At 52.3% G+C, this 12676-nt stretch carries 14 protein-coding genes; 8 read left to right on the plus strand and 6 right to left on the minus strand.

Features of this window, described 5'->3' with window-relative positions; all coding sequences use genetic code 11:
- Positions 1 to 163: 163 nt before the first annotated feature.
- Both secE and nusG read left to right on the plus strand, forming a co-directional pair.
- Positions 164 to 358 carry a preprotein translocase subunit SecE gene (gene secE / locus D6851_RS10865; protein ID WP_120324926.1) on the plus strand — a complete coding sequence of 65 codons (195 nt, stop codon included), beginning with the start codon at positions 164 to 166 and terminating at the stop codon, positions 356 to 358.
- 32 nt (positions 359 to 390) lie between these two features.
- On the plus strand, positions 391 to 927 hold the full coding sequence (gene nusG / locus D6851_RS10870; RefSeq protein ID WP_120324927.1) for a transcription termination/antitermination protein NusG: 537 nt from the start codon (positions 391 to 393) through the stop codon (positions 925 to 927).
- A gap of 184 nt (positions 928 to 1111) precedes the next feature.
- Here nusG and desA read toward each other — a convergent pair whose 3' ends face one another.
- Together desA and D6851_RS10880 are read right to left on the minus strand one after the other, a co-directional pair.
- Positions 1112 to 2515 carry a syringate O-demethylase gene (desA, locus tag D6851_RS10875; RefSeq protein ID WP_120324928.1) on the minus strand — a complete coding sequence of 468 codons (1404 nt, stop codon included), beginning with the start codon at positions 2513 to 2515 and terminating at the stop codon, positions 1112 to 1114.
- Between the two features lie 40 nt (positions 2516 to 2555).
- The gene (locus D6851_RS10880) at positions 2556 to 3248 is read right to left on the minus strand and encodes an alpha/beta fold hydrolase (RefSeq protein WP_120324929.1); all 693 of its coding nucleotides are present in this window, start codon (positions 3246 to 3248) and stop codon (positions 2556 to 2558) included.
- 181 nt (positions 3249 to 3429) lie between these two features.
- On the opposite strand from D6851_RS10880, the gene D6851_RS10885 reads away from it, so the two are divergent.
- The 4 genes from D6851_RS10885 to D6851_RS10900 all read left to right on the plus strand — a co-directional run bounded on the left by D6851_RS10885 (position 3430) and on the right by D6851_RS10900 (position 6928).
- Positions 3430 to 4254: a methylenetetrahydrofolate reductase gene (locus D6851_RS10885; protein ID WP_338014749.1), complete on the plus strand. Its 825-nt coding sequence runs from the start codon at positions 3430 to 3432 to the stop codon at positions 4252 to 4254.
- 61 nt (positions 4255 to 4315) lie between these two features.
- A complete protein-coding gene (purU, locus tag D6851_RS10890; RefSeq protein ID WP_120324931.1) occupies positions 4316 to 5170 on the plus strand; it encodes a formyltetrahydrofolate deformylase in 855 nt (284 codons plus the stop codon).
- 15 nt (positions 5171 to 5185) lie between these two features.
- Entirely contained in the window at positions 5186 to 6058 is an 873-nt protein-coding gene (gene folD / locus D6851_RS10895) for a bifunctional methylenetetrahydrofolate dehydrogenase/methenyltetrahydrofolate cyclohydrolase FolD (RefSeq protein WP_120324932.1), read from the plus strand.
- Positions 6059 to 6166: 108 nt separating this feature from the next.
- Positions 6167 to 6928 (plus strand): competence/damage-inducible protein A, encoded by a 762-nt coding sequence (locus tag D6851_RS10900; RefSeq protein ID WP_120324933.1) that lies wholly within the window; start codon positions 6167 to 6169, stop codon positions 6926 to 6928.
- Positions 6929 to 7029: 101 nt separating this feature from the next.
- On the opposite strand, the gene D6851_RS10905 is transcribed toward D6851_RS10900, so the two are convergent.
- From D6851_RS10905 to D6851_RS10920, 4 genes are read right to left on the minus strand one after another with little or no spacing between them, the layout of a single operon-like run.
- Entirely contained in the window at positions 7030 to 7548 is a 519-nt protein-coding gene (locus D6851_RS10905) for a DUF3237 domain-containing protein (RefSeq protein ID WP_120324934.1), read from the minus strand.
- A 10-nt stretch (positions 7549 to 7558) separates the two neighbouring features.
- A complete protein-coding gene (locus tag D6851_RS10910; protein ID WP_120324935.1) occupies positions 7559 to 8308 on the minus strand; it encodes an SDR family oxidoreductase in 750 nt (249 codons plus the stop codon).
- A gap of 23 nt (positions 8309 to 8331) precedes the next feature.
- Positions 8332 to 8721, minus strand: coding sequence for a nuclear transport factor 2 family protein (locus D6851_RS10915; protein ID WP_120324936.1), 390 nt, complete (start codon positions 8719 to 8721; stop codon positions 8332 to 8334).
- Positions 8718 to 10376, minus strand: a complete 1659-nt coding sequence (locus D6851_RS10920) for a GMC family oxidoreductase (protein WP_183030067.1) — start codon at positions 10374 to 10376, stop codon at positions 8718 to 8720. Before D6851_RS10920 ends, D6851_RS10915 begins: the two co-directional genes overlap by 4 nt.
- Positions 10377 to 10718: 342 nt before the next feature.
- Between D6851_RS10920 and D6851_RS10925 the strand changes: the two genes are divergently transcribed.
- Together D6851_RS10925 and D6851_RS10930 are read left to right on the plus strand one after the other, a co-directional pair.
- Entirely contained in the window at positions 10719 to 11846 is a 1128-nt protein-coding gene (locus D6851_RS10925; RefSeq protein WP_120324938.1) for a cobalamin-independent methionine synthase II family protein, read from the plus strand.
- 2 nt (positions 11847 to 11848) lie between these two features.
- Complete coding sequence (locus D6851_RS10930) at positions 11849 to 12631, plus strand: IclR family transcriptional regulator (protein WP_238474043.1); 783 nt, start codon at positions 11849 to 11851, stop codon at positions 12629 to 12631.
- The last annotated feature ends 45 nt before the right edge of the window (positions 12632 to 12676 follow it).

Genomic DNA, 12676 nt, shown 5'->3' on the forward strand with positions numbered 1-12676 from the left:
TATCGGAGCGGGTGAGCAAGACTTGCTTTCACGCCTCTTGCTCGCTACATGCCTACTCAATTCCAACATAGGCGAAGAAAGCCTCCTCCCGATTGTCTTTGATTGGGAAGGCGCGGACCCCTTGGCGGAAATAAACTGAGATTTTTCAAGAGGTCGAATCGCAATGGCCAAAACCAGTCCCGGCGAGTTCATCCGTCAGGTTCGTGCAGAAGCTTCCAAAGTGGTGTGGCCCACCCGTCAGGAAACGGTGACCACAGCAATCTTTGTATTCATTCTGATGGTCATTCTGTCAGTTTTCTTTCTGGGTATCGATTCGCTCTTCGGGGCTGTTGTTCGCTGGCTGCTTTCGCTGGTTTGACTATCAGGCTCTTTCAATAACGGATTTGCAATATGGCTCGCTGGTACATCATCCACGCTTATTCCGGCTTCGAGAACAAGGTTCGCGATTCGATCATCGCAGAGGCCGAGCGTCTGGGGCTGTCAGAGGCTGTTGAAGACATTCAGGTGCCCGCTGAGACGGTTACTGAGATCAAGCGCGGTAAAAAGGTCCAGACTGAACGCAAGACTATGCCAGGTTACGTTCTCGCTAAATTGCGGATGAATGACGATGTCTATCATCTCGTGAAAAACACTGCGAAGGTTACTGGGTTCCTGGGCAATAATGGTAAGCCGCAACCAATTTCTGAACGTGATGCAGCCCGTTATTTCGGGGCTGCCGAGGAGGCGGCATCGCAGCCTAAACGTCAGGTTGATGTCGATTATGAAATCGGCGATCAGGTCAAAGTCCTGGACGGCCCCTTTGCCAGCTTCAATGGTGTGGTCGAAGAGCTTGATTTCGACAAGAACAAGGTGAAGGTATCGGTGTCTATTTTCGGTCGTGCAACGCCGGTGGAACTCGATTTCGAACAGGTTGAAGTGGCTAAGTAACGTCTCTTAATTGGTGTCTTATGGCACCGCATGTCAGCAAAAACCCGTCATGCCTTCTGCGCATGACGGGTTTTTGCTGAGTGTTGAGTGCCGCAGCGTAAGAGGTTTTATCTATAAAAAGGGGTGGCCACCTTGCGGTAACCACCCTCTTTTATTGTTGCTCAGTATCAATCCGGTGGGAAGCTTATTTGCCTTTACCGGCCTGACGCCAGCTATCGGCGTAAGAATCGCGGGCAACTTCTGAATAAGGAACCGGCGAAACAGTAGCTTTAATTTCAGTCTGTACATGCGGTTCAACAGTCGGTTTGGTGGTGCCGCCGTTGGGCTCACCCCAAACCAAAGTCACTTCCTTGCCGAATTCAGCAAAATCCGGATCGATCATAGCGATGGTCAGCATTTTACCTTCATTGGAGCTATAACCGACCCAGGTCGAAATGCCGATCACTGCACCGTCGCACTTCACTTCGTCAAAGGGATGCATGGAATAAACGGCACTCGGGAATTCGAAATATTTCGCTCGCTCGCCCTTGGTGAGAACCGAACTCATCACACGCATCACGTCTTCGTTGTCGAGCGCAAGCGTGACCTTCTGCTTATGCTTCTGGTCCTTCATCTTTTCGAGCGCTTCGCGACCCACGAAATCATGGTCGAATTTGAGCATGATACCATAGCCCAGATCCCAAGGCGTCAGGTAATACCCTTCAACTGTATCGGGAACATAAGATCCACCAATCGAGCACATGCCTTCATAGGAATTGCCCTTGGCCCATTCACGGAATGCGATCAGCATCGGATCGTTTCCGGTGTACAGAGCAGGCAGCGGAGAAGGGACCCAGCCCGACTCCAATGTATTAGAGGAATAGGCACGGCCGCCGACCAGCGCCAGACCGAAATCCTTACCGGCTTCAACAATGGCTGCGTGAACGGCTTCATAATCTGCCCATGGGCCGAACAGTTCGTAGCCTGGCTGACCGGCCATGCCGTGACGCAGCGCACGAACGTCTTTGCCGCCGATGGTTACTGTTGCCATATTGAAGAACTTGAGATCAGGCGGGGTGGTGCCCATGGCTTTTTCCAGCACTTTCATCGCGTTCGGGCCCTGAAGCTGGAAACGGTAGTTTTTACGCTTGCCGTCATTGCGCATTGCCCAGCGCTCATCGCGCTCAACCGTCACATTCCAATCGCCTGTGTCAGCATGGAATTCAACCCATTCGATCGCTGGTGCGCGGCCTACGAGGCTGTAAACATCCTCTTCGAGATGGAAGAGAATGACGTCGCCGATGACATAGCCATCAGGAGTCACTGGAACCCATTGCTTCGCCTTGTCGACGGGGAAGTTTTTGAAGCTGTTAATACCGAGATAGCTCAGCAGCTTTTCAGCATCCGGGCCGGAAACATACAGTTCGACCATGTGGTAGGACTGGTTGAACAGCACGGCGCTTTCGGCCCAGGCGCGTTGTTCGTTGCGCCAGTTGGAATATTCTGCCGGAACACCCGGATAAACGTTCGGGCCGGTCTGCTGGTTGCGCAGAAAGGTGACAAGGTCACCTGCTGTGTCCAGCTTCTGTTGAAGGGTTTGTTCACTCATTGGAAAATCCTCTCCTGAGAGGTTGGGGTTGAATGGAAATTTAGGTTGAAGTGGGCATGGCCAGCCAGTTTTGGATGGCTGTATTGACTGCTTCTGGCGCCTCATGGAGGATCATATGTCCTGCGCCGGGTATGATAACGAATTCAGCGTTGGGAATGGCTTTGGCAAACGCTTCGTGTTGTGCCGCCGAACTCCAAGCATCCAGTGCTCCGACCATGACGAGCGTAGGGCAACTGATTTTTGGCAGGAAGTCCTCGCGCCCTTCACGATTCAGTAGCGCGTGAACATGTGCATCGAACACGTTCTGCCCTTGGTCGAGACACATGTTACGCAGCTCCTCAACCATTTTAGTATTGGAGCGATTGGGTTCGGCTATCATCGGTGGTAACCACTGATCGACCAAAGCTGGAAAGCCTTGTTCTCGACCGATTCTTTGCAGAGCCGCGCGTTTGGCGGGTTCGTCTTCCTTTACGGGGTGCACGCCAGTGCTGACCAAAGCGAGGCGACGGACACGTTCGGGCGCAAGGCGATAGATTTCCAGCGCCACACGTGCGCCCATTGAGTGGCCAAACAGATCGAACTGGTCGGGAGCCTGTTCGAGGGCGACGTGAGCCATATCCTCAAAATTATCGGCCAGCCCATATCCGTTCACGGCTTGCGAATCGGGAAACGCCTTCAGCTGAGGCGCAAAAATCCGTGAATCACAGATGAGTCCGGGGAGAAATAGTATCATATGAGTCCAGTCCGCCAGTTCAGTTCGCCTCTATGAAAATTTCGTCTATACGAATAAAATGGGATACGCTAGGGGGTTTCCGCATACTCGACGGGCAGCTAGTCAGCTATCCGCGTGAGAGGAGATTGTAGCGATGTCATATGCCACCATTCACCCCGATTGGGAAAAGCCCGCAGCTAATATGGTCGATGGCTATTCCTTAGAGATGACAGCTAAGGAAATGGATCACTTACGGGAAGCCGCCCCGCTGATCCGCCCTGGTACCCCCATTGCCGTTACCTTCCTTCCCGGAGAGGAAATGGAAGACCGTGTTGCTGCTGCCAAACTGGTGCGCGAACTCGGATTTGAGCCCATGCCGCACCTGTCGGCTCGCCGCCTTGAATCGACAGAGACCCTAGACAACCTGCTCGCCAGAGTAACCGGCGAGGCCGGTGTGAAACGTGTTTTCATGATCGCGGGCGATCCTCCGAAAGCGGAAGGCCCTTACGAAGATTCATTGCAGATAATCGAATCCGGGCTTCTTGAAAAACACGGTATTACGGTAGCAGGAATTGGAGGCCATCCCGAAGGGCATCCCAATGTTTCCAAATCCGATCTGTGGGTTTGGATGGAGCGCAAGATCACAGCTTTGCGGGAGCGTGACATTACCCCTCTGATCGTCACTCAATTCGCTTTTGATGATGAGGCGATCCTGAATTGGATCGAGGAAATGCGTGAGCGTGGAATTGATGTTCCGGTACGCATTGGTGTTCCGGGGCCTGCAGGCATTAAGCGTCTTATCGGCTTCGCCAAGCGTTGTGGTGTTGGAGCATCAGCCAACGTTATGAAAAAATATGGTGTCTCGCTGACGAATCTGATTGGCAAGGCAGGGCCAGATAAGCTGATCCATGCTCTGGAGAGTGGCCTTACTCCCGAACATGGCCGTGTGCGCCTTCATTTCTATCCCTTTGGTAACCTCAAGGCTTCGGCCGAATGGATCAACGAATATAACGCAAAGCATAGCTGAGGGGCCGGGCTGCGCCTTTTTCGCGCAACTGCCCTCCTGCAAATAAACAAGGAGAGAATTGGTGAGCAACACAAGCACGCTGGCATTGTCCTGCAAAAACCAGCCTGGTCTGGTCGCACTTGTATCCGGCTTTCTGACGGAAAATGGCGCTGATATTACCGATCTTCAGCAATATGCCGATCCGATCAGTGGTAATTTCTTTCTGCGCGCAGAGTTTGATTGGAACGGTGCTGATCACGACAAAATTCGCAATAGCTTCAAGCAAATTGCCGATCAGCACAGCATGATCTGGAGCTTGCGTGAACCGGATTATGCACCGAAGGTTGTATTAATGGTTTCCAAGTTTGACCATGCTCTTGGTGACCTGCTTTACCGTATGCGCATTGGCGAGATTAACATGAATGTCGTCGCCATCGTCAGCAATCATCCTCAAAATGTGCTAACAACGTCGCTGATGGGTGATATCCCTTATTATCATTTCCCGATCACTAAAGACACAAAACCTCAGCAAGAGGCGCAAGTAAAGCAGGTGGTGACAGATACTGGTGCCGATCTGGTCGTGCTGGCGCGCTATATGCAGATTTTGTCGGACGACATGGCCAGCTTCCTCAACGGGCGCTGCATCAATATTCATCATTCTTTCCTCCCCGGCTTCAAGGGAGCTAAGCCCTACCATCAGGCTTATAAGCGTGGTGTGAAGATGATAGGTGCGACCAGCCATTATGTAACTGAAGACCTCGATGAAGGTCCGATCATTGCGCAGGATGTTGCGGTATGCAGCCATCGTGAAACACCCGACCAGCTCGTTGCTAAGGGTCGCGACGTCGAACGCCGTGTGCTTGCCCGTGCGGTGAAGGCGCATCTTGAAGATCGTGTTTTTCTGAACGGTCAGCGAACAGTGGTTTTCGAAGCCTGAGGAGGCAGGACAGGTATGGCAGACAGGATCGACGGTCGTGCTATTGCGGCAAAGATCGAGGATGAAACGGCCGAAAAGGTGAAGGCCTTTTCGGAACGTAACGGACATGCTCCAGGCCTCGCTGTGGTTCTGGTTGGCAATGATCCGGCGAGTGAAGTCTATGTTGCGCATAAGATCAAGAAATGCGTGAAAGTCGGCATCCGCTCTTATGAGCACCGTCTGCCTGCCGAAACCGAACAGGATGATTTGCTTACACTGATCGCCCGTCTCAATATTGATCCCAATGTGCATGGTATCTTGGTACAGGTGCCCTTGCCCGATCATATTGACGAAGGAGCTGTTTTGGGGGCTATTAACCCGGCTAAAGACGTTGATGGTTTCTGTCCCGTTAATGTGGGTCGTCTGTCGACCGGCACAGGGGGGTTGGTGCCTTGTACGCCGCTCGGGGTAATGAAGCTGCTCGATACGGTTATCGACGATATGACCGGTCTTGATGCCGTAGTGATCGGTAAGTCCAATATCGTGGGCAAGCCGATTGCCATGTTGCTGCTAGAACGTGAGGCGACGGTAACTGTTACCCATATTGAAACTAAGAACCTTCCCGATATCTGTCGTAAAGCAGATATCATTATTGCCGCTGCCGGAGCGCCGCGGCTGGTGAAAGGGTATTGGGTCAAAGAAGGTGCGGTCATCATTGATGTTGGTATTACCCGGACCAAAGGAGAGAACGGTAAGGATAAGCTGGTTGGCGATGTGGCATTTGATGAGGTGCAACATGCAAAAGCGGTGACACCAGTGCCAGGGGGTGTTGGGCCGATGACAATCGCTTGTTTGCTGGCCAACACTGTTCAGGCGGCAGAGGCTTTAGAAAAGCACCATAAGCACTGATTAAAAAGCCGGGTGGGATGGCCCGGCTTTTTCATTGCAGCATCTCCTAAGTGGTATCGTGAATAGTAAGGTGGAGCTGCATCGATAATTATTCTAAGGCTTTGCTCCATGAGCCAGTCAGACCGTATATGGACCGCCGCCCTTCTTGTGATAGGCGATGAAATTCTCTCCGGTCGAACGCATGATAAAAATATCCCTCAGATCGCGAGCTGGTTGCAAGTGCAGGGCATCCGTTTGCGTGAAGTGCGTGTGGTAACGGATGACCTGACTGCTATTGGGGAAGCGCTGAACGTGTTGCGTGAGCGGAATGATTATTGTTTCACCACGGGGGGGATAGGTCCGACGCATGACGATATAACAGTAGATGCCGTTGCCCGTGCATTGGGCTTGCCTGTGGTGATCCATCCTGAAGCAAAGCAGATATTGGAACAATACTATGCCACACGCGGAGGCCTCACGGATGCCCGATTACGAATGGCACGGGTACCTGAAGGGGCTGCGCTAATCCCCAATCGCATGTCGGGGGCGCCAGGTATTCGGATTGGCAATATTTTTCTAATGGCTGGTGTGCCACATATCACGGCAGGTATGCTTGATGCGTTGACCGGAACGCTGGAAGGTGGGGCACCGCTTCTTTCAGAAACGATCGGCTGCTGGGTAGCCGAAAGTGAAGTGGCGGATATGCTGCGCGAGATTGAGGCGGCGCATGGCAAGTGTCAGATCGGCTCTTATCCGTTCTTCCAAGAGGGTAAGGGCGGGGCCAATTTTGTGATCCGTTCGACGGATACTGAAGAACTGCAAAGTGCGGTAGACACATTATGCGATGGCCTGGCAACAGCAGGCTACGATTTCACGCCGGGCGGTATCTGATGGATACCTTTTACGGGTTCAGACAATCACCCAGAGATATTTCTGCCTTCTCCTGCTAATCTGAAGATATTAGCAGGAGACGTTAGGCTGACTCTTTCTTGTCAGACAAGCGCGTAATAGCGCAGCACATTGCCATCCGCTCGACGCTCGCCAACACCAATAAAAACATGTTTCGTGAGCCAGTCATGCTTGCCTACCGGACATTCGAAAGATGGTTGCCCGCGCAGATAATATTCCTGATTGTCTACCGGCTCACCTTCACCAAACGCCCAGTCCCGCAGTTTGCTCATTGTGTCGGGTTTGCGGCCCCACAGAAAACCCTTGTTATTAAGCAGGATGAGCGTGCCATCTTCCTCTTCAAGGAGATAGCGAGCATCGAAGCAGGCGGTGTCATCAGGACGAAAATAAGCGTAGTCTCCGCCTGAATGAGGCACCGCTTTGCCGCGCAAATGAGGGCCTTCGAACGTACCTTCAGATACGATCACTGCACTGCGATTGCCTCCGGCAGGTGTATTGGGAATCGTATAGACATCGGGAAACTTCAGTCGCACTTCCATGACGAATTCCAGACGTGGATTGTCAAAAGTGGAAAAGGGTGGGGTAAAAGGGCCGTTGGCCATAAGAAATTCCTCAACGCAGCTCTAGAGCACCACCATCCACGAAGAGATTGGCAGCAGTAATGAAGGAAGCCTCGTCAGAGGCAAGGAATAAAACAGCGCGGGCTACTTCATCGGCTTCACCCATGCGGTGCATCGGAATCGCTCCGAGCATCTGCTCTTTCAGTGCGGCAACAGCTTTATCGTCCATTCCAGGATTACGATGGAGTAAAGGCGTGTCGATTGGGCCAGGGCTGACCATATTGACGCGAATTTTCTCAGATACCAGCTCGCCTGCAATCACTTTTACCGCAGCGTAGAGTCCGCCTTTCGCAGCGGCATATGTGAGATTACCAGGCAAGGAGACATGTGCACCGATAGAACCGGTGACGATGATCGAGCCACCTTTGCCCATGAGTTTCAGTGCTTTCTGAATAGCAAAAACACAGCCTTTGAGATTGACTGAGTGGACGAAATCCCAGTCCTCCTCAGAAATATCTCGAAGTGGCGCAAATCCACCAACCCCGGCATTCACATAAAGCACATCGATCTTACCGTCCTGCGCTTCGATTCTAGATATCAGCCTTTCGGTTGCGGTGATGTCAGAAATATCAGCCTGATATCCAACAGCGTCGGGAATCGCAGCGACTGCTTCATCAAGCGTTTTGGGGTTACGTCCGGTAATCCGTACTTTTGCTCCTTCCGAGGCAAAAGCTTTGGCGCTGGCAAGACCCATGCCACTATTGCCGCCCATCACGAGGACGGTTTTGTTGTCAAAACGCATTTCTCTCTCCCGAATACGTCTGGTCAGAATGGCGAAAGCGGATTCGGTCCGCCTTCCACAATGTTTTGCATCACGTCCCAGTGTTCCGCCACTTTGCCATTTTCGATCCGGAAAATATCAATGACTGCCCAGCCCAGATCGTCGGGCCACCGGCGTACATGGTAATGTATCGTTACGTGATCGCCATCGACAAAAGCGCGTTTTACATCATGAACAGCGTTTGGTGTCTGTTCTTGGATCATGTCTAGAAAAGCTTTAAATGGAGCCAGTCCAGGAGCTACCACTTGATTATGCTGAATGTAATCGTGTGAGATAAACCTGTCCGCTGCTGAGGAATCCATCGGATTCAGTACTTCAGCAAACATGTCGAGTACCAGCCGGAGATTGGCTTCTTCTTGAGGTGTACGGCTCATGCGGCCATCTCAGGAGGTAAAGTAACGGCAGGCAGGCTTTGTCCCTTGATAAGATCAGCACATTTCTCCCCAACCATCACGGCGGGCAGACCGGTATTGCCGCCCGGTACAGTAGGCATCACTGAGCAATCGGCAATCCGCAGCCCTTCAACACCAATCACTTTCAGTTCGGAGTCTACTACCGAGCGCTCACCCATCCCCATGGCGCAGGTGCTGGTCGGATGCATCGCGATGTAGCAGGTCTGACGAATAAAGGCGTTAAGCTCTTCATCACTATCGATATTGATGCCAGGCATACGTTCAGCGCCAATCAGATTGGCCTGCGGTGGAGTATTATATATTTTGCGTGCAGCCCGGATCGCTGCGCGCATGGTAGCGAGATCGGATTCCTCGGCCATCAGGTTCAAAGTCACCGAAGCGACATCACGAGGGTTTTTGCTTTTCAGTTTCACCCAGCCGCGGCTATCGGGATGCAGAGCGACCAAACCGGCCCAGAATACATGTTCTTGTCCGGGCTTGATAAAGGGAAACCAAGTTTGTGCATCGAAACGGATGGGATTTGCCATAAACTGGATATCGGGGCGGTCGAGATGATCGCGTGTTTTGATAACGACATTGCAACTATTGAGCTGGAGAGCGAGCGGTCCCTTGCCGAACAATGCCCATTTTAGCGAATTCAGTGCGATCTTGTCCCAGCGCAGCTGATTGAGGAAGGTGACAGGCTTGGTTGCATACCACTCCATCGACACATTCGCGTGTTCCTGCAAGTTTTGTCCCACGCCTGGACTGTCATGCAGCACATCAATCCCGATATCGCGCAAATGTTCTGCGGGGCCGATGCCAGAAAGCATTAAGAGATGCGGCGAATTATAAGCACCGCCTGAAATGATAACTTCCCGATTGGCACGAATAATCTGTGCGCCTTCAGGTGTATCGATTTCAACGCCAATGCAGCGTTTACCTTCAAACACCATTCGGCGAACCAGAATACCAGATCTTACTTCAAGGTTTGAACGATTCATCGCAGGTTTGATATAGGCAGTGGAAGCACTTACCCGACGACCGCGATCATCCACTGTCATTTCACCTCTGGCGAACCCCTCCTGTTTTTTGCCTGCCAGATCTTCACTGGTGGAATAGCCAGCATCATGTGCTGCCTCCATCAACGGTTCATGATGAAGCAACGGGCTGTTGATAGGACGCACTTGCATCGGGCCGTCCCCACCATGGAATATACCCTCACCGCGCCAGCTGCTTTCCAGCTTTTTGAAGTAAGGGAGGACCTCTGCATAGCTCCAGCCCCGGGCCCCCATCTGAGCCCATTGGTCATAATCCTTATAATGACCGCGCATGGCGAACATGCCATTTATAGAGGATGATCCGCCCATAACGCGACCGCGTGGCAGCGGGAGCTGGCGATTGTCGAGATGTGGCTCAGGCTCGGTCATATAGGGCCAGTTGAAGCGTGGATCGGGCACGGCTTTCAAAAAGGCGACCGGCATTTTAAGATAGGGATGGTTGTCTTTGCCCCCGGCTTCGAGCAACAGAACTTTGTTTGTCGGCACTTCCGATAGCCGCGCTGCTACAACGCAGCCAGCACTGCCTGCCCCAACCACAATATAGTCGAAATTTTCACCCGATCCGCTGTTAGCCATGATTTGCATTCCTCTCACGCATCTTGCAGATGCTTCCTTCAGCAACTTGCTAACGATCGTTACGGTTAAAGGCAAGGCAGATGGAGAGGGTGAGCGGCGCAAAAGAAGATTATCGCGACTCTTTTGAGACGTGTGTCGTCAGTTGCATCTGACAGCTTTCTGCAATTCCATATGAATGAGATGCGTGAAGGCGACGTGCATCAAGTGGTCACACCGTCCTGCAATTATTCCGGGACTATGTATAGGTGGGGTGAAATGCCTGCACTCCTTCATACTTGCGTCAATTTCGCATAGATGAAATATGAGCGGGTCGTGGCCTAACTTCTTTTAGGAGACCCTCTTATGATTAAATCGACGCATGTCGGCAGCCTCCCCCGTGGCGAAAATCTCGTTCCGCTTCTCCTCGCTCGCGACAAAGGTGAAGAGTATGATGCGGTAGAATTCGACCGCGTGGTTCAAGAGGCAGTTGACGAAGCTGTCGCTCAGCAGGTGGAAGCAGGTGTCTCCGTTGTTAGCGATGGCGAACTGGGTAAAGTTGGCTATTCGACTTATATTATTGAGCGCCTAGAAGGTTTCGGTGGCCATACGCCGCGGAAGCCAGCCAAGGACCTGGCGGATGTTCCTGAACTTGCCAAGAAACTCTCGGCGATTATGGGGGCGCAGGAATTCACGCGCGCAAGCGCTATCGCACCCATTAAGCTGGTTAATCTTGAACCGCTGCATGACGATATTCGGCGGTTCAAGAATGCGCTGGAAAAGAATGGGCAGGGTGTCGAAGCTTTTCTTAACTCTGCATCGCCCGGCCTTATCACGGCTTTTCAGCCGAACCAGTATTACCCGACGCATGAAGCCTATCTGGCTGATCTTGCAGAAGCGATGCGACCGGAATATGAGACGATTGTCGATGCAGGGCTGCAAATCCAACTTGATTGTCCCGATCTCGCCATGTCGCGCCATACCGGTTATCAGGATATGAGTGAGAGTGAATTTCTCAAAGCAATTACAGCTAATGTCGAAGCACTGAATGCTGCCACAGCCAATATCGCTCCTGAAAAGATGCGTATGCATGTTTGCTGGGGTAATTATGAAGGCCCGCATAATTACGACATTCCGCTCGAAAAGATTATCGATATTGTGCTTGCGGCCCGCCCGGCGACCATCCTGTTCGAAGGGGCCAATCCACGCCATGAACATGAATGGGCCGTATGGCGCGATGCTAAATTACCTGATGAGAAGATTCTTGCGCCGGGTTTGATCGATAGCTGTTCGAACTATATCGAAACACCTGAACTAATTGCTCAGCGAATCGAACGTTACGTCGATATTGTTGGTAAGGATCGCGTGATGGCCAGTTCTGACTGCGGGTTCGGCACCTTTGCCGGTTACGGCAAAATTGACCCCGCAGTTGCCTGGGAAAAACTTGCCAATCTGCGCAAGGGCGCAGACATTGCAGAAGCACGGATTGGATAATCATGGCTGACGGAATGCCGGGAGGCATCGCCGGTTCGGCGGGGGTGACGACCAGTCAGGTCAAGTCAGCCACACGCACGCTCGATATTATTGAGTATGTCGTGGCGCATGAACGGCCGCTTGTGGCACAGGAAATTGCTACGGCTCTCGGCATTCCGGTCTCCAGCCTGTCTTATCTGCTGGCCACTCTGGTTGATCGCGCTTATCTTATACGTGAGGGGCGGCGTTACAGTCCCGGCCCTGGCCTTGAACGCCTGCAGGCTAATCGTGGTGGTTTCACGTTAGCTGAACGCGCGGCGCCGTTAGTGCGTACATTGCGCGTACAGCTCAATGAAACGACCAGTTTTTTCATCCGCACGCACTGGGATGTTGAGGCTATCGTAACCGAGACGAGCGATCACGCGTTGCGTTACTCGATCAATATTGGCACGCGACAACCCGTCCATGCGATGGCGTCAGGTAAAGCCCTGCTGGCTGCGTTATCCGAGGAGGATCTCGACCGCTATTTTCGCGAATCGACGCGCAAGCGCTTCACACCGGCGACAATCACGGGCGAAACTCCCCTGCGCAATCAGATAAATCAGATCCGTCGAACCGGGTTCGGTAAAACTGAAAGCGAATATAGCATAGGAATTCGGGGTATCGGTCGTGTGGTGAGGGTCGAAGGGGAAGTAGTCGGAGCTTTGTCCATTGCCGTACCTCAGGCACGTTATGACTCCGCGTTGGAGCGGCGGGCTATGGATCTATTAGAGCGTACGGCTGATCTTCTCGATACTAAACCCTGACCAAACTGGATAAATCAAGGTGCTCAATCGGCAATCATAACTGCT

The sequence above is a fragment of the Altericroceibacterium spongiae genome, assembly GCF_003610805.1.
GTDB lineage: Bacteria > Pseudomonadota > Alphaproteobacteria > Sphingomonadales > Sphingomonadaceae > Altericroceibacterium > Altericroceibacterium spongiae.